This is a genomic window from Planktotalea arctica (assembly GCF_002105285.1).
Lineage (GTDB): Bacteria > Pseudomonadota > Alphaproteobacteria > Rhodobacterales > Rhodobacteraceae > Planktotalea > Planktotalea arctica.
This window is the reverse complement of the sequence record NZ_MUHR01000010.1, coordinates 48244-70441: the sequence shown is the minus strand read 5'-3', so window position 1 is coordinate 70441 and position 22198 is coordinate 48244. Positions and strand designations below refer to the sequence as shown.

General features: G+C 51.4%; 25 protein-coding genes and 1 pseudogene. 5 read left to right on the top strand and 21 right to left on the bottom strand.

Annotation, left to right across the window (positions count from 1 at the left end; all coding sequences use genetic code 11):
* Nucleotides 1–58: 58 nt before the first annotated feature.
* The gene (locus B9P63_RS10550; protein ID WP_085308545.1) at nt 59–514 is read right to left on the bottom strand and encodes a hypothetical protein; all 456 of its coding nucleotides are present in this window, start codon (nt 512–514) and stop codon (nt 59–61) included.
* A gap of 124 nt (nt 515–638) precedes the next feature.
* Complete coding sequence (gene rpoN / locus B9P63_RS10545; protein ID WP_245830633.1) at nt 639–2027, bottom strand: RNA polymerase factor sigma-54; 1389 nt, start codon at nt 2025–2027, stop codon at nt 639–641.
* A 107-nt stretch (nt 2028–2134) separates the two neighbouring features.
* Between rpoN and B9P63_RS10540 the strand changes: the two genes are divergently transcribed.
* On the top strand, nt 2135–2383 hold the full coding sequence (locus B9P63_RS10540) for a disulfide bond formation protein B (protein ID WP_085308544.1): 249 nt from the start codon (nt 2135–2137) through the stop codon (nt 2381–2383).
* 7 nt (nt 2384–2390) lie between these two features.
* Here the strand turns inward: B9P63_RS10540 and B9P63_RS10535 are convergent, their stop codons facing one another.
* Complete coding sequence (locus B9P63_RS10535) at nt 2391–2906, bottom strand: Lcl C-terminal domain-containing protein (RefSeq protein ID WP_176219143.1); 516 nt, start codon at nt 2904–2906, stop codon at nt 2391–2393.
* 76 nt (nt 2907–2982) lie between these two features.
* Here B9P63_RS10535 and B9P63_RS10530 point away from each other — a divergent pair, with 76 nt between their 5' ends.
* A complete protein-coding gene (locus B9P63_RS10530; protein ID WP_085308572.1) occupies nt 2983–3744 on the top strand; it encodes a motility protein A in 762 nt (253 codons plus the stop codon).
* A gap of 25 nt (nt 3745–3769) precedes the next feature.
* Nucleotides 3770–5005, top strand: coding sequence for a flagellar motor protein MotB (locus tag B9P63_RS10525; protein ID WP_085308542.1), 1236 nt, complete (start codon nt 3770–3772; stop codon nt 5003–5005).
* A gap of 157 nt (nt 5006–5162) precedes the next feature.
* Here the strand turns inward: B9P63_RS10525 and B9P63_RS10520 are convergent, their stop codons facing one another.
* The 3 genes and pseudogenes from B9P63_RS10520 to B9P63_RS10510 form a co-directional block, all read right to left on the bottom strand.
* Complete coding sequence (locus tag B9P63_RS10520; RefSeq protein ID WP_139816248.1) at nt 5163–5387, bottom strand: hypothetical protein; 225 nt, start codon at nt 5385–5387, stop codon at nt 5163–5165.
* A gap of 238 nt (nt 5388–5625) precedes the next feature.
* Nucleotides 5626–6398 (bottom strand): annotated as a pseudogene (locus B9P63_RS10515) (IS5 family transposase).
* Nucleotides 6399–6861: 463 nt separating this feature from the next.
* The gene (locus tag B9P63_RS10510; RefSeq protein WP_176219142.1) at nt 6862–7485 is read right to left on the bottom strand and encodes a CBS domain-containing protein; all 624 of its coding nucleotides are present in this window, start codon (nt 7483–7485) and stop codon (nt 6862–6864) included.
* Nucleotides 7486–7720: 235 nt separating this feature from the next.
* Between B9P63_RS10510 and B9P63_RS19010 the strand changes: the two genes are divergently transcribed.
* Nucleotides 7721–7867: a transposase gene (locus tag B9P63_RS19010; RefSeq protein ID WP_139816246.1), complete on the top strand. Its 147-nt coding sequence runs from the start codon at nt 7721–7723 to the stop codon at nt 7865–7867.
* 559 nt (nt 7868–8426) lie between these two features.
* A complete protein-coding gene (locus B9P63_RS10500; protein WP_085308536.1) occupies nt 8427–9347 on the top strand; it encodes a Hint domain-containing protein in 921 nt (306 codons plus the stop codon).
* A gap of 10 nt (nt 9348–9357) precedes the next feature.
* Here the strand turns inward: B9P63_RS10500 and B9P63_RS10495 are convergent, their stop codons facing one another.
* The 15 genes from B9P63_RS10495 to fliG form a co-directional block, all read right to left on the bottom strand.
* Entirely contained in the window at nt 9358–10116 is a 759-nt protein-coding gene (locus B9P63_RS10495; protein ID WP_085308534.1) for a DUF2628 domain-containing protein, read from the bottom strand.
* Nucleotides 10116–10859, bottom strand: a complete 744-nt coding sequence (locus tag B9P63_RS10490; protein WP_139816245.1) for a hypothetical protein — start codon at nt 10857–10859, stop codon at nt 10116–10118. Before B9P63_RS10490 ends, B9P63_RS10495 begins: the two co-directional genes overlap by 1 nt.
* Before the next feature lie 537 nt (nt 10860–11396).
* Nucleotides 11397–12545 carry an EscU/YscU/HrcU family type III secretion system export apparatus switch protein gene (locus tag B9P63_RS10475; protein ID WP_085308529.1) on the bottom strand — a complete coding sequence of 383 codons (1149 nt, stop codon included), beginning with the start codon at nt 12543–12545 and terminating at the stop codon, nt 11397–11399.
* Nucleotides 12545–13366 (bottom strand): flagellar biosynthetic protein FliR, encoded by an 822-nt coding sequence (fliR, locus tag B9P63_RS10470; RefSeq protein WP_085308528.1) that lies wholly within the window; start codon nt 13364–13366, stop codon nt 12545–12547. Before fliR ends, B9P63_RS10475 begins: the two co-directional genes overlap by 1 nt.
* Nucleotides 13363–13629 carry a flagellar biosynthesis protein FliQ gene (gene fliQ, locus B9P63_RS10465; protein ID WP_085308527.1) on the bottom strand — a complete coding sequence of 89 codons (267 nt, stop codon included), beginning with the start codon at nt 13627–13629 and terminating at the stop codon, nt 13363–13365. Before fliQ ends, fliR begins: the two co-directional genes overlap by 4 nt.
* Nucleotides 13630–13633: 4 nt before the next feature.
* Entirely contained in the window at nt 13634–14395 is a 762-nt protein-coding gene (gene fliP / locus B9P63_RS10460; protein ID WP_085308526.1) for a flagellar type III secretion system pore protein FliP, read from the bottom strand.
* Nucleotides 14388–14708, bottom strand: a complete 321-nt coding sequence (locus B9P63_RS10455; RefSeq protein ID WP_085308525.1) for a hypothetical protein — start codon at nt 14706–14708, stop codon at nt 14388–14390. Before B9P63_RS10455 ends, fliP begins: the two co-directional genes overlap by 8 nt.
* 42 nt (nt 14709–14750) lie before the next feature.
* Nucleotides 14751–15050: a flagellar motor switch protein FliN gene (fliN, locus tag B9P63_RS10450; protein ID WP_085308524.1), complete on the bottom strand. Its 300-nt coding sequence runs from the start codon at nt 15048–15050 to the stop codon at nt 14751–14753.
* A 22-nt stretch (nt 15051–15072) separates the two neighbouring features.
* Nucleotides 15073–16047, bottom strand: a complete 975-nt coding sequence (gene fliM, locus B9P63_RS10445; protein WP_085308523.1) for a flagellar motor switch protein FliM — start codon at nt 16045–16047, stop codon at nt 15073–15075.
* A 15-nt stretch (nt 16048–16062) separates the two neighbouring features.
* A complete protein-coding gene (locus tag B9P63_RS10440; protein WP_085308522.1) occupies nt 16063–16644 on the bottom strand; it encodes a flagellar basal body-associated FliL family protein in 582 nt (193 codons plus the stop codon).
* A 20-nt stretch (nt 16645–16664) separates the two neighbouring features.
* The gene (fliK, locus tag B9P63_RS10435; RefSeq protein ID WP_085308521.1) at nt 16665–18467 is read right to left on the bottom strand and encodes a flagellar hook-length control protein FliK; all 1803 of its coding nucleotides are present in this window, start codon (nt 18465–18467) and stop codon (nt 16665–16667) included.
* Between the two features lie 73 nt (nt 18468–18540).
* Nucleotides 18541–18963 (bottom strand): hypothetical protein, encoded by a 423-nt coding sequence (locus tag B9P63_RS10430; protein WP_245830629.1) that lies wholly within the window; start codon nt 18961–18963, stop codon nt 18541–18543.
* Complete coding sequence (locus B9P63_RS10425; RefSeq protein ID WP_085308568.1) at nt 18960–20225, bottom strand: FliI/YscN family ATPase; 1266 nt, start codon at nt 20223–20225, stop codon at nt 18960–18962. Before B9P63_RS10425 ends, B9P63_RS10430 begins: the two co-directional genes overlap by 4 nt.
* Nucleotides 20226–20278: 53 nt before the next feature.
* Nucleotides 20279–21151 (bottom strand): FliH/SctL family protein, encoded by an 873-nt coding sequence (locus tag B9P63_RS10420; protein WP_085308520.1) that lies wholly within the window; start codon nt 21149–21151, stop codon nt 20279–20281.
* Nucleotides 21148–22188, bottom strand: a complete 1041-nt coding sequence (gene fliG, locus B9P63_RS10415) for a flagellar motor switch protein FliG (RefSeq protein ID WP_085308519.1) — start codon at nt 22186–22188, stop codon at nt 21148–21150. Before fliG ends, B9P63_RS10420 begins: the two co-directional genes overlap by 4 nt.
* Between the last annotated feature and the right edge of the window lie 10 nt (nt 22189–22198).

The window sequence follows — 22198 nt, the reverse complement described above, 5'->3', positions numbered from 1 at the left end:
AAAAGCATGAAGCACATCTGCCTAAAAAATTTGTTTACAAAAAACAAGACGATATGAATTAGGCCGCCACGTCCTGACGGTAGTAGGAAATACTATTCTGCCAATCTTTATTGTTCTGCATGGCTTCAAACAGCGACAACTCCAAAGAGGAGTACCGGATCGGACTGCGCAGGGATATGTCTCCAAGCGCACGACGCGTTGAGTCGAAATCGTCGGACGCAAACTCACTAGAAATCATGATAACCGGAAGGCTTGGGCAGTTCAGTCGTAGGCCTGCCAAACGATCGATGATCGCAGTAATGCCACCCAGGCTGTCGATATCGATAAACATGAAATCGTAGTCATATTCTGCGTCGAAACCTTGCGCGCACAGGGTATCCAGAGCATCAAAATTCATCGCCGGTTCGAGCAAGATTTCGTTCTCCAAAAGCATCTCAGCCAATACTGTGCGTTGACGCCCTGCCTTACCAATAAAGCCGCATTTCACTTCTATATCGTCAAACAACGCAAACATATTTAACTCCCATCTGGATAGTATAATTTTATGACCAACCCCGCTAAACGTCCCCCTCACTTCGGGCCTAAAATCGTATCTTTGGATAATTTATCACTCAAAGGGTGTTAATGGCGGCATTATACTACATCGCCGCCGAGAGCTTGTAGCCACGCCGCCGCTGCGACGACGACGGGATGGAATCCAGCCGCCGGTATTTGGCCACTGTGCGGCGTGCGATTCGCAATCCCTGCCCATGCAAATGGGTGGCAATTACATCATCGCTCAATGGACATTGCGGCTTCTCACCGTGCACCATTTCGCGGATTTTCTCGCGGATCATTCGCGCCGACGCGCCCTCCTCGGACGTATCACTTTCAATTGCCGTGCTGAAAAAGACCTTCAAGGGAAAGCAGCCTTGCGGTGTCTGCATCATCATTGAAGATGTTACGCGGCTGATGGTGCTCTCATGCACCCCGACCTGATCTGCAATCAACTTGAGCTTAAGGGGGCGCATGTGCTGCATCCCATTTTCGAGGAATGATTTCTGATAGCGCACGATCTCGGCCGCGACCTTGATGTTTGTCTCGTTTCGCTGCGCGATTGCCCGGCTCAGCCAGCGCGCAGTCCCAAGCGCATTGCGCACAAATTCTTTATCAGCATCCTCTGAGGTTAACTTGCGAACACGGCGACCAAGCTCTTCATCTACGCGAATACTGGGCAAGGTTGCATTGTTGAGCTCAACACACCATTCGCCCGCATCATTCTTGAATGTGCGCAAATCAGGCTCGCGAATGGGTTCCGCATCGCTATTGCTAAGCTGCAAGCCCGGCTTCGGATCAAGGCAGCGCAACTGACGCAAGGCCAACGCGAGCTGCTCCTTATTGCATTGCAGTTTTCTGCGTAGTTCTACGAAGCTTCCTGATTGGATAAGGTTCAAGTTATCAATCAAAATGAAAAGCCGCGCGCGCTCAATGCCCTCGCAGCTCAGTTGTAGCTTAAGGCATTCAGCAAGATTGCGGGCAAACAAGCCTGCAGGCTCTGCTTGCTGAAGCCGTTGCAAAACCTCCTCCACCTCAAAAAGTGGGACTTGGAGGTTGCCGGCTATTTCTTCCAAGGGCGTTTCCAAACGGCCAGTCGTTTCCAGATGCGATGCCAACGCGTACCCAATGGCACGCCCCTTTGGCGTCAAAATCAGGTCTTCGACCTGCTTGAAAACACTGGCCCGAAACGTGTTTCCAGAGCTATCTGCGATCGCAGCTACCGAATCAAATTCTGAAGAATCAGAATTGCGTGCTTCTGTAAGCGGCAAACTACGTATAGCCTTGGGCGGCTCTACTTCCAGAAACGGATTTTCCTCCGCAACTGTTTCTGCATATTTCGACAACTCGAAATTGTTCAACAATAGGAGTTTGATCGCCTGCTGTAGTTGCGGCGTGAAAACCATGGATTGGCGCTGAGTAAGTTGCGCCTGCATCGACATGAGCATTTTAGAACGGCCTTTGACATTAGTTAGACGGATACTATGCTGCATAACGCACCGCACCCTATCTATCTAATGATGTCCTGCTGTTTCTTAAGTTGCATTTGCCTCTGGGGCATGAAGTTTGCTTTCTAAATTATGTAAGAACAGAGGTGGATATGTTTAGTAAAAATGATCAAAAAAGCAGTGAGGACGTGCCACCGTGCCGGGCATGCATGACGATAAGGCTGTTCTTAATGGGGGTTGCCAGCATCGCGCTGATCGCTCTCATCAGCCCCTCAAGTGCCGCCCTGCTCAAAGGCGCAGAGCCGCTCTCGCTTGCGATTTTCTTTGTTGGCTTTGTTGCTTGCATCGCCATCATCAAAGCTGGGTTTGAATTGGCGGCGGCGCGCCACAAGCCGCGCTAGGGCTGGCTCATCGATCGCGCACAAGTCGCACAGCAAAGACCTGCTCGCGCAGCGCTCGCCCGTAACTTTGGCCGGTATAGAAATTAACAACCCAATGGTTTCCACGCAACAAACGGTTATTGTCTCCCGTCCAGTAACTACCTGCATAAGTCTCTGGGAAATGTGTCTCATCAATCATTGGCGGCTTTGCATTCATTTCAATAAGCTCTCTTAATTCGGCGCGGGTTGGCAATCGCCAGCCTGGACCAGAGCTCGCCTCTGCCCGCTCAAGCGTCGCTTGCGCCATTCTATATGGACCCCGAAGAGGCTCGCCCACGCAGGCTCCATCAGACCAGACCTGCCCGATACTGCACCTCATCCACTCCAGCCCAGCCAGAACATCAATCACGATCGGCCCTTTGGCGATGCGTTGCTCTTTACCCTCCGCCACAGCGTCACGTGCAGTAAGCGTCAAACAGATCAATAAGCAGCAAAAAAGCGCGAACTGGGTCCGGTTCGTCATTTTTATGTCAGAAACTTGCATGTCTAACTCCAGCATTCAGTGTTTGGCATTACGCTTGCATAAACCGTGCCGAAGCGTGCAAAAGCAGGAGACCGACATGGATATTGCGTCGATATTAGGACTGATCGGAGCATTCGCAATGATTGGAGGAGCTATGATTGTCGGGGGCGGCCTTGCCCCATTTTTTGATGTTCCGTCCGTTCTTATCGTGATCGGAGGTACATTTTTTGCGGCCATGTACACCACGCCGATTGGGACCTTCTTTGGTAGCTTTGGCGCGATGGCCAAAGCGTTTTTGCCCCCCGTAAAGAAACAAAACGTATTGATTGAGCGGATGGTACAACTTGCCGGAATTGCACGCAAAGACGGCATGATGGCACTCGAAGGACAAGACGTGCCCGACAAGTTCTTTGAAAAAGGCATGCAACTCTTGGTCGATGGGGCAGACGAAGCAAAGCTGGTCCAACAACTCAACCAGGAAATAAAATCAATGAAATCACGCCATGAGGTCAACCAGAACGTTATCAAAGCTTGGATCGATCTTGCCCCGGCAATGGGGATGATCGGTACGCTAATTGGTCTGGTTTTGATGCTTGGCAACATGGACGACCCCAAAGCGATCGGCCCTGCGATGGCGGTGGCCTTGTTGACAACAATGTATGGAGCAATCGTTGCCAACGTCATTTTTGCGCCAATCCTGACCAAGCTCGAAGGCTATACCGATTACGAGGTAACCTACCGCCAGATGATCGTGCTGGGCTTGCGGAATATCGCCCGAGGGGAATCCCCGCGCAACATCCAGGACCAGATGATTTCGAATCTGCCACCTAAACTTCAGGCCAAGATCGAAGCGGCTTAACCGCCCTACATAAGAGTGTTGAACAATGCCTGAAGCCATCGAAGCACCCATCGAAGAAGAGCAGGAAGAATGCCCCAAGTGTCCGCCCGTCGGCGCGCCTGCGTGGATGGCAACCTTTGCCGACCTGGCAACCTTGCTCATGGCATTTTTCGTTCTCATCTTGTCTTTTGCCGAAATGAACGTACCAAAGTTCAAGCGGATCGCTGGATCCCTTAAGGATTCTTTTGGTGTTCAACGCGTCATTCCCGTTGTGGAGCAACCCATGGGAACAACACTCCTCGATGTTAAATTCAGCCCCTCGCCCTCCCCTTCTGTCGTCGAAGAAATCACTCAGGACACTACCGAAATTCGCGAAATGGACTTGAAAATTCCCACAGATAATCGCGATCAGGACGGCGAAGACAAGATGCTTGAAGGAGAGGCTGATAACGAGGGGCTCGGCGGCATGGATGCTCAGCAAATAGCAGAGGACGAAACGCTCTCGGATGCAGAAAAACTGGCGAAAGCAATCGCCGCCATCGGTGCTGGGGTTGGCGTTTCCGCTAAAATTGTGGACGATAAGGTTGCAATTGATCTCGACGCAAAAGACGCCTCCCCGCAAGAAATGATCGAAAAGTTCAAACGCGTCGGCCAGGCTCTGGAAATTGCCGGGCTCGCAACAGGAAAGTCCGAGCAGGAAGTTCTGTTTGGCGGGCTCGATCAGAACATGAACCAGCTGATCAGTATGGTTTCTGAAATACAAAGCCAGAAAAATGCTGCCGCCGGATTGAATGACGAAGAAGAAGAAATCCGTATTGCGAACGCTCTTGAAAAGGCAAAAGAAGCGGAGGAAGAATTGAAGGCAAATCTGGAAAACGACATTGAGCAAGGGCTTGTCACCGTAGAGCGGCGCGACAGCACTGTCTTTGTCAGCTTGGGCGCTGGCGGAGCCTTCCCCTCCGGCTCTGCAACACTCACTGGCGCAGCACAAGGCATTGTTGCCGAACTTGCTGCAGTCACCAATGACCCCGGCAGCTCGGTCGTTGTAGCCGGCCACACAGATAACGTACCGATCGCATTCGGCGCGCTCTATCGGGACAACTGGGATCTGGCCGCCGCACGCGCTGCAAGTGTCGTACAGGAAATCGAGGGCCTGAACGAAGTCCCAGCGCGTACCATGTCAGCGACAAGTTTCGGCGAAACAAGACCAATAGCCGATAACAACACTGCAGCAGGTCGAGAGCAGAACAGACGCATCGAAATCGAAATCGATTTCAAATAGATTGCATGGCGTATTCTTGCGTAATCAACCAATCTGTACCGATTTGATCCAGCCAGGGATTCCGAAGTAACCGCCCGCTTATAAATTATCTTAGTTTAAGCGATTGCGAGGCGATATGAAGTAGTCTTAGGTTTTCAATCAGTTTTCCATTCAAAGTCTACCAGATGTGTACGGTGACCCACGTCTGCACCATCGGCTGCGTCTCTAAATACTCGGTGAAGGTACCACGCGTCCCAAAGCTATCATCGCCATCGACGACAACCATACATATGACAACATGTCTCTCGTCTCCCACCGGCTCGGCGAAACCGTTACTGCGCAAAGCGACGACGGCATCGAAAAAGTGACTGATATGATCAACGCAATCTTTATCAGCTCTCAAATATAGAATCAATTACTTGATGATTTGTGTTGCCGGGAAAACATCTTCCCAGTTTTCGCCTGACTGGCAGATGCGTCAGAGAATGGGTTGCCGCACGAAACCAATTCGCTATCCTATACCCAGAATGGTTCAACAGATGACCTATTCCAACCGCATGGGCGAAGCCGCATACACAGACTGTTGGAAACTCCCAACAGCCAAGCCGCACACGTTCTTCCACATCATGGCTATCTGACCCCTAGGGTCCTTGGACATTCATCTTGATGCGGTGAGTGCGGCTGCGAGGTACCATGATGCGGTAGCTACTTTCGGTCTTGTCGTATCGCGTAGCTATACCTCTGAATTCCTTTATTTTTGCGAAGTAATTTTCCACCATGTGCCGCCATTTGTAGACCTCGGCGTCGTAGTCTCGCTATAGGGGGCGGTTTGCTTTGGGCGGGATGACAGCAGTTGCCCCGCGCGCATCGATATCTTTTGGCAACCAATCCGCGTCGAAGGCTTTGTCTGCACGCAGCCCTTCAAATGAGATGTCGTTGATGAGAGGCGCAACTCCCTTCATGTCGTGAATTTGGCCAGGGAGCAGTAGGAAGCGTACGAGATTGCCCAGAGCATCAACCAAAGCCACGATTTTCGTCGTTAGCCCGCCTCGGCAACGTCCAATGGCATGAGCTTGAGCCCCCCTTTTGCGCCAGACGCCTTTTGGTGAACCTGAACGATTGTACCGTCAATAAGGGCGTACTCGAGGCCTGGATCACCGCTCATGGCTTTGAAGAGACTCTCAAAAACGCCGGACTTGGCCCATCTGCGAAAGCGACGGAACTGGCTGTTCCAGTTCCCAAAGTGAGGAGGTAAGTCGCGCCATGGAGACCCCGTTCGAACGCGCCAGAATACAGCCTCTAGAAAAAGTCGGTTGTTCTGTGCGGTCACACCACTATCGCTGGCCTTGCCAGGGAGCTGCGGTTCGACCCGAACCCACAGACTGTCGAAAACAACAAACCGATCTTCGATCATTCAAACCTCCATTTTGGAAGCTTCAATCAAAAATTATCTTCTATGGGAACCCTGAATGTCCACGGACCCTAGTCAAGTAATGCCTATTTCAGCATAACTTTACGAACGGACGCACATATTGCGGTGCAATCAGCTTTACTTCATGCTCCAGCTTGAGTCATCTTGCGCGCCCAGTAATGAGCGCTGCCGCAAACCCCCATCAAGACAACTTAAGGCGGCTGATCTGTCATGAACTTTCAAAACAGAAAGCACGCCAGCTTCACACGGAATTTGATTTGATTTGGCCTGTTATCGATGCGCCATGCAGTTAGAATACGGCCTCTGCCAAGTCCACCCCAATCATTGTATCGTCCATCTTACAACAACGAGCGCCTCAACATAGGTATCGTTGTCATTACACCTGCCATGAAACGGAAAGCAGCCGCCTGAGTTCTGCGGCTGAACCCCGTTAAAAATGAGGAGATTACCCACCGATTTTTGCTCTTGCGATATCGCTGGAAGTGACCACGCCAATAACTTTTTCGTTTTCGCGCACAGGAAGGCATCTTAGACCAAGTGAATTCATGCGTTCGAAAACAACCTCAATTTCATCGTCAGGGTAGCATTCACCGTGATCAGCAATCAGGTCGGGTACAAGCTTGATCAGCGCCATGCTTTCAGATGTGGTTTCCGACAGGCGTGCCTTAGCGACGTCAAGCGACATGACCACACCCAGAAGAACGCCATCTTCTATTACGGGCACATGGCGATGTCGGCCATGAATCATGGTAAGGAGCGTGGTGTGCGACGAATCATCGGGTTTTGCACAGGTTGGGTTTGGGGTCATTACGCTGGCCACCAGCTTTTGCAGGGCGTCACCGCCGTGTTGGCTGATCACCCGCACGATGTCTTTCTCTGTAATTATCCCGATCACCAGCCCGGCCTCGTCAACCACTGCGAGCGCACCTATTGAATTGGCAGTGATGCGTCGCGCCGCCTCAATCACTTCCGAGTCAACGGTTACGGTCATGGTGTTGGCGTCAATAGGCTTGGTCAGCACGTCGCGCAATGTTGTCGTTTTGGTTTTTAAAAGATCGCCAATTTTCATCGTCCCGTTTTCCCCTGATGGACAAGCCGGCACGCATAGGTCTGATTGCCTATCGGCTAGCATAATAAAAAACACAACACCGCGTTAAAATGATTTTTTTGGATAGACAAGGTTTTTTGTGCAGCTGCTGAACATCTCAAAAGTCGGAATGTGGGCGCATGAGTAAAACAGAGGTCGTCGCGGAAATTCGAACCAGTATTTAAGGTGGATCGCATGAAGAAAGTGATGATCCAAAATGACAAAAAGAAAGAACCATTCGCCCGATTTCAAAGCCAAGGTTGCGCTTGAAGCAATCCGCGAGGAGATGTCGATGGCGGAGCTGTCGAAAAAATATGGCGTTCACCCGACTCAGATCTGCACCGGGAAACGGGCGGCAATATAGAATATGGCAACGGCATTTACGCGCAAAGGTTCAGCGCCCAATGGGATAAGTGCCGTTGACGTCGACAAGCTGCACTCCAAGATCGGTCAGCTTGTTGTGGAACGGGATTTTTTGGCCCCCTCTCGTGCAGGCTAGCATGCACTGCCGGGCAGTGGATGCCTCGCAGCAGTTGCTCTGAATGCGAGGCAAAAAATGGTGAGCCGGGATCATAAGTTAAGCATGCGTAAACAGTGCGAACTATTGCAGTTGTCGCGTTCGCGGCTTTACCACCAGCCCGTCGGCGAAAGCGCCAAGAACCTGCGATTGGCTGAACGACACGTAGATGGCGAAGCTTGCGCCCTTCTTCCCAAATTCCCATGGTAAGCTATCCGGATTACTTATGTTCACGGCACATAGCTATCTATAGAGAAAATTTTAGATTTTTTACACCTACGTTACCCTTTAGATAATTCGCAATAGCAGTAAAAATAGTAGAAAATCATCCTGAAGCGCCCATTTCGCGAGCACATACTCAAAAGCTTGTTATGCAGTTTTAACTGGACCCGATGATACAGGCGCGGTGCAAAGCTTTGCAAAGGATGATATTGTAGAAAACAATGGCTCCCTCTTCAGTGATTTGTGTACTTGCAGCATCGCCAAAGATATACGCTACGCAGGCCTAGATGAGAATACTTTACCTGTCGAGCTAAACACTGGCCTATTAAAAGTAATCAATGCTCGCACGCACATCACCAATAGTTGCCAAGATTACGACATAATCGATCTGGGAGAGCCGAATGCGAAGGCTTCCAAAACGGGCACAGACAGCGGCCTTATCGAGCTTTATGATGCAAGAGGCAATATAATAGACACTACTGCGTATCCTAAAAACGAAGAAGTAATTTGCTTTACCCCGGGCTGCCTGATCACAACCGCCAACGGCACGTGCACTGTTGAAAACCTACGCCCCGGTGAAAAAATACTGACCCGCGACAATGGAATGCAAGAACTCGTCTGGACAGGTCGCAAGGATTTGGATTGCATCAATCTTCGCGCCGCTCGTGAATTATGGCCCGTTACGCTTGCTGCGGGAAGCCTTGGAAACGGCCTTCCAACACGCGACCTCACAGTTTCCCCCAACCATCGTTTTCTTATCCTAAGCGCGCAGAACCGTTTGCTTTTTGATGAGGCTGAAGTGCTGATAGCAGCAAAATTTCTTGTCGGGCGCCCGGGCATCACGCAGACAATGCCGTCGTCCGTCAGCTACATCCACCTGATGTTTCAAAATCATGAACTGATACTGAGCGAGGATGTCTGGACAGAAAGCTTCCACCCCGGAACCAGCGCTCTGACTGCAGTAGAGACAGAACAGCGCAACGAGCTTTTAAATCTCTTTCCGGAACTCAGGCATGCGGCACAAAGGGATCAATATCACACAGCACGTCTTGCTCCAAAAGCATATGAAGCACGCGTGGCACTTGATGCAATAGGTCGGTTCTAAGGCCTCTGGCCTATATCAGACCGATATCAGCATCTTCTGAAGAGCCAGAGCCGTACGGTGAGAACTTGAAAACCAGCTTTTCATGAAAGCGTGTCGCAGTATTTTGGGCTTCAAGTTCCGAGCTTGCTGCGAGAACCATAATCTTAAGCATACCCCTGCGCTGCATCGAAACTTGCGCAAGAGCTACCTGTTTACGACCAACGTAAACACAAAGCGCCACGTATAGCACAACCCCAAACACCCAATTTATCGCAAAAGCCGTCAGCAAAACACACACAAAACTTGCAACAGCAGCCCAAAGACCGCGAAAAACCAACCATAAAGGCGGGAACAGCATAGCCGAAAACGAAGGGCGAAGTTCGACGATATCGGCTTGATGATCCATGCTCGTAAACACTGCATAGCGACTTACATCTTTAGAATCAGGCGCGAGCGGGATAGACAGCCCAGACAGCAAAGACTCAACCTCTTCTTGCATCACAACCTTGGTCTGATTCTTGACCGGACTATCCGTGATAACGTCAAAAAACTGACCCGCACGCAAAATTGTCAGAATAACCGGCTTTTCGGCTTTTTCGACAAGCGTGTCGATCGCGTATTCCATAGAGCGCACACGCGACCATAAAATTCCGTTTACAGCCACGATGATATCACCCGCATTCAGGGCCAACTCCTGAACGAGACGGGAATGGCCAGCACCGTTCACCCGCAACGGCCCTGGCGCGGCCTCGTTCTTTGGCGGCACCTGTTCGGCATTAAGTTCAGCCATCAGGGAAATTTAATGACGTCAGGTTCCGGCACAGATCTTTTCGCACTAGCGCTAGACCTTGTTGTCTTTCTCATCTGGTTAATGCGCATCGACAGATCATTCATCTGCGCCTCCACATTTTTCTGTAGGGCTTCAAGCGCGGCGGTGCTTGCCTCGTTTCCAGACGATCCTGCCGCTTCGGAAATGCTCTCAAAGAAGGTCGTGTAGGTTTCCATCTGCGTCTTCATCGTCTCTTGCAATGTTACCGAAACATTCATCGCCAATTCGCCATTCAGCGTCGCGATCCGATCACCAAGCACACCAGTTAGCTGCTCCGTGCGCTGCTCAGCCAATTCGCTGGTCTCAAAATCTGCAAGAGAAACGGACATCATCGCCACGTTTGAACGCAGATCAGATATTTGCTCGGCAAGTACAGCGATTTCATTGATCTTTTCGCTTAGCTCTGCAGTGTCAGCACGCATAACATCAAGCTGCTCGCTCAGCGTTGCCACTTCGGCAACCTTTTCGTCAAAACCGGCAACATTCTCTGTCAGCATCGAAAGTAATTGCGAATTTGTCGCCGTAAGGCGCTCAAGACCCGAAGACGAGCGCTGCCAGATAACACCCATGATAAGGATCGCGAAAAAGGCGATGCAACCAGCAGCAATAATTCCAATACGACCCGTTTTAACAAGCGCCTCGACCTTGTTTGATGCGCCCTCGAACTGCGAGGAAATACGCTCGAATTCGGCCGTTACATCCATTGAAGCATCTGCTGCATCCAATGCTATTTGGATACTTTGATCCAAATCTAAAGTTTGCAATGTTTTTTGGGGCTTCTTGGCCATGTTAAGTAATCCCGTATTCAAGCGTTCGATTTGCCGCGTAGACTCGGGGTGTAATATGCACATTCCATGCCAGTTTCCTGCAACACGACACGCGCGGGCAAGTCTCGTGATTTAAAGCCAAAACGCGCACAGCGCCAAGGTTGACGGGGCTCGTATGTCACGCCCAGATGAGTGCAATCCCCGCAAATCATGCGTGGCTTGTCCTTTGCAGCCTCTCTCATTTCCTCAACTCACTTATACGATGCCAAAGATTGTGAATGTGAAACCGCAATCCACCAGCGATACTTGCGCAAGCAAACAGCCCCATTAGAATTGCACTCCCGACCTCGCCCTCATCAAAGAGAACACGGGTTTCTCCAGCAAAAAACACACCCACCAGAATATAGATGAAGGTGCTTATCATTTCACCTCGGCTCCGGTGTTTCCTAACTTTTGCGCTCTGCGTGCGTTTCATCAAATTTGCCTCCCATTTTCGTCAAACTGCATTTCGTCTGGCAAATCGACATCCGGTTCATCAACGTCTTCATCTTTGTTAAGCCTGTAGATAAACGCCAAGACAGCCGCGACAGCGGGAAACAGCGGGCCCGGAATTTCTTCCCCGACGATGCCGGCAAAGAACAAGGCACGCGCCAAAAGTTCATTACGGAACACCGTCACCCCTGCCCCTTTGCCAACTTCAATGATGTCCTGCGCCTGATGCCCACGCCCCATAGCAAGGATCATCGGCGCACCCACCGACCCCACTTCATACTTAAGTGCCACAGCAAAATGTGTCGGATTGGTGATGATCGCAGTAGCTGTCGGAACAGCATCCATTGCCTCTTTACGCGCTTGTGCCCGCGAACCAGCCGTCATCTGCATGCGGCGAATCTTGGCTTTAACTTCTGGCGAGCCTTCGGTCTGTTTGCTCTCGTCGCGGACTTCTTGGAGCGTCATTCGCAGTTGCTGGTTGTGCTCGTAATGCTGATACAAAACATCCGCCAACGACATTAACGCCAGCACAAACAAAAACACGATAATCAGCAGTAAAAAAACATCGCCCATACGCGCGATCCCGCCAGCAAGATGCGTGCTCTGGGACATGAACAGACTGTCAATTTGCGAAGCAAACACCAAAATCGCAGAGCCAATCAATAACACAACTTTACTAATCGCTTTGAGCATTTCCACCAGTGCCTTCATCGACACCATTCTCTTCAATCCAGTAAGCGGGTTAATCCGGTTTGGTTTGAAAGCCAGCGCGCTAGTTGACCAGTTGATAGACCCCGACATCGCCATTTGAGTGAGCACAACGACGATCAACATCGGAATTGCGAAAATCACCGATTTCCAGAACATAAAACCGAAACTAACAGCCAACTTACCAAAGACTTCGTCAAACAGCCCGTCTTGACCCTCAAATGAAAACAGCATGGACCATTCTTTCAGCAAGCTGGGCAAGAATGGGACCAAGCCGATATAAAGGATCAAACCAACGAAAAGCGTCGAAAAAACAAACAGCTCCTTGGAACTGGCAACCTGCCCGTCCTCCTTGGCTTTCTCCAGTCGTTTCTGAGTCGGCTCTTCGGTTTTTTCCTGTCCATCACTCGCCGGTTCCGCCATCAGCCAACCTCCAAAAGCGTTGCCTCAAGAAACTGCAAAACAAAGTTCAGGAAGTCCCGGATCGCGTAACCCAGCGGCGTTGTCACAAAATAAAGCGCGAAAAAACATGCCAGGATCGTAAGGGGAAAGCCGAATGAAAACAGGTTCAACTGCGGAGCAGAGCGCGTCACAACACCAACCGTGACATTCGCAAGCAACAAGATCGCAACCACCGGCAGTGACAAAAGCGACGCAAGCGAAAACATATGCCCTGCAGCGTTCAACCCTGCTGAAATGAATGTCGAAAAATCAAGCAACTGACCAAGTGGCAATAGCTCATAACTCATCCTGATCAGAGCAATGCACTGCAAATGCCCATCCAGCGAAAGAAACACGGTAATCGCAAACAAGTTCAAAATCTGGCTGACAACGGGTGTTTGCCCACCCAAGTTTGGATCGACCTGCGCCGCAAAACCCAGTCCGGCAGAGGCGGCAATCTTTTCGCCAGCAAGTGCCACGGACGAAAACATCACGCTCAAGATCAGCCCCATGGACAGACCTATCGCCATTTCCACAAAGATCACTTCAACCAGACTGAGAAACGGAAGCGTTTGCGGATTTGGCACTTCGATCAGGCCGAACAATGACGCGGAAATCAGCACGCTAACCATAATACGAATCTGCACAGTTATCGCAGCCGCTCCAAAAAACGGGGCCGACAGGAAAAACGCGCTCAACCGGATCGTATGTAAAAAGAACAACAGAGCCAAATCAAAGATCTGTTGTAACTCGATGCCGCCCATTCCAAACAAGCTATCAAGACTGGGGGTCTGCGCAATCATTGCAGCAGTCGGATTTGTTCAAAGATCGTTGCAAAGTAATCGACCATCTGCTGCATCATAAACGTAGCCAGACCAGCCATCGCAATCAAAACAATCACCAGCTTAGGTACAAAGCTGATCGTCATTTCGTTGATCGACGTTGCCGCTTGCAAAATCCCGATGATCAAACCCACCGCCAGCGCAACACCAAGGATCGGGCCGGATGCCATAATGATCATCCAGAAAGCTCCCCGCAGGCTTTCAATGTTCGAATCAAATTCCATCCCACTAATTCACATAGGTCGAGGCAATAGAGCCGATGGTCATCGCCCAACCATCGACAAGTACAAACAGTAGAAGTTTGAACGGAAGCGAAACCAGCATCGGACTAAGCATCATCATACCAAGCGACATCAAGATCGAGGCGATGACCAGATCAATCACCAAAAACGGCAAGAATAAAAGAAAGCCGATTTGAAACGCTGTTTTCAATTCTGAAGTAATGAACGCAGGAAACAACACCGTATATGGCACATCTGCATTGCGCTCATAGGGCGCATCGCCTGCCATTTCCGCAAACATCGCCAACTCTGTCTCTCTAGTGTTCAGGATCAGAAAATCACGCAATATCGACGCGCTCAGTTCCACCGCAACCAAGGGTGACATTTCGCCGTTCAAATATGGAGAGATCGCTTGTTCGTACATTTCCTCAAACGTAGGCGCCATAATATAAAACGTCAGAAACAGTGCGATCGAAATAAGCACCTGATTGGGTGGCGTTTGTTGGGTTCCCATAGCTTGCCGTAAAATTGACAGCACGATGATCACGCGCGTAAACGCCGTCACACCCAATAAAAAAGACGGCAGAATCGTCAAGACCGTCATCAAGGCAAGGATCTGGAGCGATAGCGAATACGTCGTTTCACCGTTCGCACCAGTGTTCACATTCAAGGCCGGCATGCCCTCGATCGCAGTTTGCGCCAAGCTGACCGAGGGGAGCAAAACCACAGCACTCAAGATTGCTATGCGAATAAAATGCGATCTATTCATCAGGCGACACCATCAATTTTGCCTCATCCGCCGCAACACCAGCGATGCCTTGCTCAGTTAGATCGGACAGTTCCAAAAGGCCTGATTGCCCACGTGCGCCGTGTAACACCACAACGTGCTTGCCACCGATATCGAACAACAAAAGGTTGGTTGATCGCTCCAACTTATACGTGTCCAGCAACGAAATTTTCCGATCGCCAACGCCAAGTTTGCTTTTGATCGCGCTCGCCTTCGACACCACCAATTGGCGCAGGGCAATCAACGCACCAAGAAACGCCAACACGATCCAGACGCTTGTTAAGTCAGGTGTCATTTCGCTGCTCTCCCCGCGCTTGAAGCTTTTCGCATCGGTTGGTTAAATTTTGTCAACACGGGCTTCAGGATCGACGATGTCGGAAAAGCGAATACCAAAGCGTTCACCAACCATCACAACTTCGCCTTTGGCAATCATTGTGCCATTCACCAGAATATCGAGAGGTTCGCCCGCGAGCCGGTCCAGCTCCACGACAGAGCCTTCATTCAAACGCAACAAATCCGCGATCGTGATCTCGGTGCGCCCTACCTCGATGGACATTTCCACCTCGATATTTTCCAATGCGCGCATTTTGTCCGTGTCAATCGCACGCTTGGGAGTTTCCAGTTCTGTATCAGACATTATCATTTCTCATTTTGTTTGTTCACAATTCGCTAAGTTTGCGTTTGATTGTGATGGCGCTTATTCCACCGACTTCGCCAATATCCGCACCAAACAGTCTTTGGCCCTGAATAAGGACGCCAAGGTCCTCTCTGATCTGGATTGGAAAGACGTCTCCCGCCTCTATTTCCAGCAATTTGCGCAAGGATACCTTAGGTTTGCAAAGCTGCGCATTCATCGGCAGCGCAATCTGCAAAACCGCACGCTCAAGGCGTTCACGCCATGTCAGATCATCATCTATCACTTCGGACTGCATCCGCGAGCGTAACTGGGCCGCGATCGGCTTTAATGTTTGAAGTGGATATAAAATGTCTATTGTCGCCTCGCCAGCCTTGGGTGATTGCACATCAAACGAGCAAACGATCACCGTCTCTGAGCCATCAACAAAAGAAGCAAACTGCAGATTTTCTTCTCGCGTATTTTCCGAAAATGTGAGCGGCATAAGATCTTGCCACGCCGCCAACAAAACCTGGTTCAGACCGTCCGTTATAATTTCGATGACGCGAGATTCTGTCGATGTGAATTCGCTGCGTGGCGAATGCTTCAACCCCACGTCGCCTCCATAATAAGCGTTGGTCAAAGCAGAAATGAACTCAGGCTGTATTACTATCATTTTGCTGCCACGCAACTCGTCTATCCGTGACGTCGTCAAGCTCATAAACGGCGGCGCATTTTCGCTATACTCATCAAAGGTCACGACCGATGGGAGCTGCGCCGAAATACGCGGCTGCACGCGTAGCATTGGCTGAAATACAGAACGCGCAAAACGTGCAAAGCGTTCATTGATAACCCGGAGCGCATAATAGTCCCCCAAAAGCGAAAGATCGTCCGAGCCAAACGAAAAATCTTTCACGTCTTTTTCGGACACACCGCTTTTACCAATCAGCGCGCTACCTTGTTTATCAATGCTGCTGATAAGCGCATCAATTTCATCTTGCGTGAGTTTTTTTGACGACATTTTTTGGCGCCAACCCTACTGCATCACGTAAGAGGTCAAGTGAACGCCTTCGACGCCACCAAAGCCCTCAAGCCGCATCATTTCTTCGTTGATCGCCGCCTTTAGATCATCAGCAAGGGTTTTGCGCGCCTCGCGCCCCACCACATCTTCTTCGCCATAGTCACTCAACGTCGCCAGAATTGCAGCTTTGACCGCTGGCAAATGCGCTTCGACATTCTTCAGAATTTGGTCATCATATTGCGTCGAAATTCCAATCCCGACCTGCAAGAACCGGCGCGAATTCTTAAGGTTTGTCGTCAAAGTTCCTGGAATTTCCAAATAGAGGGTTTGAAAAACCCCATCCTTCGTACTCTCCTTTGACACTTTCTCGTTCACGGCCTTTTCCTCATCCTCCTCTGATGGCTCCTCGCCCTGTGCAGGTGCAGGATTGTTACGCTCAATCAGTTCCGCCGCCAGCTGTTCCGGCGAGTTTGGTTGCGCGCCAAACAAGAGATAACCTGCGCCAAGGCCAATACCCAGCACTGCAACCCCCGCGAACACGAAAATCAAAATCTTGAGTATGCCCGACTTTTTCTTGGACTCGTCTTCATCAGCCATTTGGAAATCCTTGGTTAGCTTTACTGTAACAATATGTTAATGTGGCTCGGATCACCGATTGATCCGTCACCACTTGCGATGTTTTTTGCAGGAACAGCTTCATCCCCGACCGCCATGCCGGCCTCGCCAGACGGCTCGCCCTGCGCAGAATTGCCCTGCTCTCCCTGTCCACCCGTCTGCGCCGAGTAAGAACCAAGGGACAGGCCTGCTTGCTGAAAGGCGCTTTCGATCTGGCCCTGCACATCGCGCAGCATTGCGGCTGTCGACGCCACTTCGGCCGTCATGCGCAGATCAAACCCTTTGCGACCTTCGCTCAGCTTCAGCGTGATCTGTCCCAAATGCTGCGGCAAAATCGTCAGCGTCATTGTCCCGCCGCCAGTCCCCATACCCGCAGCGCGCGCAACAAGCGTTTTTGTCCACCCCTGTCGCCGCACATCTATCAAAGTCGCCGCAGCGCCCGCTCCAGAGGACGGCAGCAATGGCGCTGATTGCCCTGCATTGCCACCAGCGCCGCCACTAGATCCACTGCCAGAGGCAGGCGCAACGCTGCCCGTTGATAACGTTTGATCTGTTTCAAGTTCGACGTTGGAAGAGCTATTGGGCAAGTCAGCAAGCAAACGTGAAACCGGTTTCGCATTTTCAGTCAGTGCTGGCCCGCCCTTGGCAGCCAAATCATTTTTGGAGGCAACATCCCGCACAACGTTTTCAGGTTCCAGCAGAAGATCTGCGTTATTTGCAAATTGCGCCTCGGTTTTCTGACCACCCAAAGCCCGTGCAGTCACCGCAGCAACAGCGACAGGCGCGACAGGGAATGCCTCACCCAAACTCGCAGATGCTACAACTGGTCCAATGGCTGGCTTAATCACCGTTGCAGAAACTGGCCCAATCACGGGCGCGGGCGAAACCTGCTGGCCGCTCACCTCCGTGGCAGCTTTCACAACCTTAAAATCATCCGCAGAATCCACCTCAAACGGTATCCTAAGCGCGTCCATACTCGCAGGCTTAAGCTCTGGTTTTGCGGCAAGCACAATGTCAGGGCTTTCCATCTCTGCATCAACTGCGCCGCTCTCAAACACCTCTGCGCCAGAGCTCAACAGCGCGGGCATATCTGCCGATGCCTCCGGACCCGCTGACGCAAATTGTGGGATCTGCACCGCATTTTTTGGTGGCGGCGCCGGCGGCAGCAAAACCTCACTCACATCACCGATAGATACGATCAGCGTCGTGGCTTGCGGCAATGGAAGCGTGACACCCTCGCTCGGCAATTCTGCCGCAACAAACAACGATTGCGCACCGTTTGCCGCAACAAACGCAATTTGTGCCTCAACATCGTCAAGGACGGCGGGCATAGGAAGCACGGTCTCATCCACTGGCGCGAACCCACTGCCTAGCCTCACCTCTCCTTCAAAGTTGCTCCATGCAGGAACAAACCCAGCGTCAGGCAAAAGTTCAGTGTCTTGCGCAACAAGCTCGACCGCAACAGCACTGATCAGCTCCACATCGGGATGATCAAATTGACTTTGCGCTTTCAAATCAGGTTCAATGGGCCGCCCAAGCGCAACAAGTGAAAGCGCTTTGTCCAAGCCTGCATTCTGATCATCAACCGGCTCAGCCGGGGCAACCACCGCCGCTTCAACACGTACTGGCTGCTCGCCAACCCCTTGCGCCGCGCCCTCGCCTACACCATCTGTAAACAACTGCGAGAACGGCAAAACGCCTGGAATGTCTGCACCCCCCAAAGCAGTTGGGACAGCCGTAGCCTGCGCGCGCGCGGGGTTTCCCTGCGGCGTTCCTACGAACTGGACTGCGGTGGTTGTAGACATTTAATCACTCTTCAAAAGATGCTGCATTGGGACTGCAAGCCAAGTGCCAACATGCAGCAAACTCTCTAAATTATTAGGTTCGCCGTTGTTTTTGATGCGGCGGAAACGCCCCATCAAGACGGGCCTCGCGCGCTCTATGGACCTGCTCAAGCGACTCTTGCGCCTTTTTCGAAACCAGCTGCTGTTTATGGCTCATTCGCGAAAGCGCGGCCGATATATTTTCAAGCTCGGTACTCAGAAAATCGGCCTTGTTACGAAGTGTCTGGGACTCTTCTATCAACCGCAATTCATACCAACGGTTTGATTGTAATCTGTGGGCTTGTTGAACATCAGCATCACCTGCATCCCGAAGGAGCTGCGCCATGCGATCCAATAGCGCTTCGATTTGCCCGATTTCCTCGCGTAATTTCGATTGCCGCTGAATATACTGAGGCATCCGCGCCTTCTCTTTCAACGCCATATTCTTCAACAATTTGGCACGGCGCAAACTGCTCATACCCGGCCTACAATCGCACCAAGTATTTGTGCACTCTCTGGCAGGGCTGCGCGCTGGCCGGGATTTTGACTGATAAAGGACACCAGCTTGGGCCAAAGTGCGACAGCCTCGTCCAGATCAGCATCCTGTCCGGCCACATAGCCACCCATCAACATCAAGTCCTTGTTTTCGTTATACAAGGAAACCATTCTTTTGAATTTGCGCGCGGCTGCTTCTTGCTGGGGCGTGACAATATCGCCCATCACACGACTGATCGAGGCGGGAATATCAATCGCAGGGTAGATACCCATCTGTGCGATAGATCGGCTCAAAACGATATGACCATCCAGAATGGCACGTGCGGTATCAACCACCGGATCATTTTCATCATCACCATCCGCAAGAACGGTATAAATCCCTGTGATCGAACCCGAATGCGCGCCAACTCCCATCCCCGCACGTTCAATCAATGTCGGGATCATCGACACCACAGACGCAGGATACCCTTTCGACGTTGGCGGCTCTCCCAGCGCCAGACCGATCTCGCGCTGCGCGTGCGCCACACGGGTAAGCGAATCCATAATGAGCAAAACATTTTTACCCTGATCTCGAAAATGCTCTGCCAATGCCGTCGCACGGCGCGCGGCGCGAATACGTAGCAAAGGCGAGCGATCCGCAGGCACCGCGACAATGCTGATACGGCCACGAGTTTCAGGCTTCATGATCGCGCGCACCATTTCGCCAACCTCGCGCGCACGTTCGCCAATCAGACCAATCACAACCACATCAGCAGAGGTATATTGCGCCATCATCCCCAGAAGAACCGATTTACCAACGCCGGACCCGGCAATAATGCCAATGCGCTGGCCCTGCCCTATTGTCAGCAAACCGTTGACTGCACGTACCCCGACATCAAGCGCACCAGGAATTAGTTTTCGCGCAAGCGGGTTCAACAAAGTACCGTTCAATGGCACAGAGCCCTGCGCAATTGGCGCGTCCATATCATCCAGCGCATGCCCAAGCGCATCAACGACACGGCCCAAATATGCGTCCCCGACGTCAACTGAAACACCTTCGTCAAGCAGTGAAACCAGCGCTCCAGCCTGCACGGCTGCTCCCGATTCATATAGAACCAACTGATTTCGCCCATCGCTATACCCGATGACCTCACCCTTAACATCGCGGCCATCTGTAGTTTGCACCGCACAAACCGAGCCGACGGAAACGGGAAACCCGTCACACTCAAGCAAGAGGCCGTCATAACGCGACACGCGCCCACTCATCACAGGTTTCGTTTTTGCAGCCTGCAAAGGACGCGTCAGTTGATCCGCAAGATTCACGTCTCCTCCGCCTCCAGCGTGGCAGGATCAGCCGTAAGATCATCAAAGTTCAGCAAATCTGCAATCTCGGCACCGCCCACGCGCAGCCGCACATCACCGCGCGAAAGCGCAGGGTCACTGCGCATAATCACCGCAGGCGGCTTTTGCCGCTCGTCATACTTGGATTGCACCAAACCCAAGTCTTCCGGTGCCAGAAACACCACACGCTCGGCGGTCAGATGAGCAAGCCGATCAAGCAATCGCGCGATACGGGCCGTCAAAATATCCGGCATCTCCTCAAGCGCGAAACCGACACGCGCCGAGGCAAGCTCAAGAATAGACGCGTTGATGTTTTGTGAAAGAGCGGCAGTATCCAGCAGATCATCGCGCCCCATCCCTTCAATCAACTTTTCAAGCGATTGAAACTGCGCCGATAACTCCGCCTCGCGCTCACTCTCCGTCATGGCCTTGCCTGCGGAAAAACCCTCTGCATAGGCATCGTCGCGCATTTTCTGCAAATCAGCCTCGGAAATGACCTCCGCAGGCTCCTCAAGAAGCTGCGGTTCCTCTTGCAACGCCGGCAATGCCTCAATGTCTGGATCAACCTCTTCAAGCTCGGGCTTTGCCGCTACAAGTTCTTGCTCCGGCACTGGTGCCTGCGCGGTCTCCTCGATTTCCGGCTCTGGCACAAGTTCCGGTTCCTCAGGCAATACCTTGATTGCCGTGTCACTCCAACTCAACGCACGAAACGCACCGCGTGGCTCTCGCGGCGCTTCTGCATCCCGCGCAAAAATCGCACTGCCCGCACGATCAAACGCATCGCGAAGGTTGGCAGACTCAAATTCGACTCTTGCAACAATATCAGGTGTGTCTGCCGCGTCTTTCATCATACCATCTCGTCACCGCCACGGCCCGCTAGTACAATCGTGCCTTCATCAGACATTTTGCGTGCAATTTCGATGATACGCTTTTGCGCGGTCTGGACTTCGGTCAAACGGACAGGCCCAAGCACCTCCATTTCGTCCTTAATATTGGCCGCAGCCCGCGTTGACATACACCCGAAAAGCTTGTCTTGAAGCTCTTCTGCCGCGCCTTTCAGCGACATAATCAGATCTTCGGCTTCAACCGCACGCAGCAATGTCTGCAGCGATCTATCATCAGACATGCCCAGATTATCAAACGTGAACATATTGTCCTGAATCAACTGCATAAGATCCTTATCATTGCGCTTGATCGCCCCAAGGATACGTCTTTCTGTATTTGCCTTGGTAAAGTTCATAATCTTCGCCGCCGCCTTCACGCCGCCAACCTTGGTCGAGCGCAAGCTGGTGTTGGCCTTGAACTTCATCTGCATTACCATTTCCAGCTCGCGTAGCGCCTCTGGATCAACGGTTTCTAATGTTGCGATTCTTTGAATAATTTCTGGCTGAATATCATGTGGAAGCAGGTTCAAAACATCCGAAGCAAGACTGAAGTCAAGGTAAGAAATAACCAAAGCGATAATCTGGCCATGCTCGTCCTGAAGCAATTCAGCGATCGAGCGTGCATCCATCCAGTCCAAAATTTCGATGGGCCGCTCACTGCTGGCAGGTGTGATCCGGCTCAATACCGACTGCGCCTTATCTTCACCCAAAGCGCGGTTAAGAACGTTGCGAATGTAGTTACCAGCACCAAGCCCAAGACTTGTTTGCTTTTTAATAATCGCCAGAAATTCATCTAGAACAGCATTCACCGTCTCTTGATCAGTATTGCGCACCGAATACATCGCAGCGCCAAGGTGCTGTACCTCGCGCGGGCCAAGAAATTTAAGAATTTCTGCCGCTTCTTCTTCACCCAGCAGCATCATCAAAATTGCTGACTTCTGCGTTCCGCTCAATCGCTCAGTGATTTCCGTTGCGGTTATTTGTTCAAGGGTTACACCGTCCATATTTCTTACT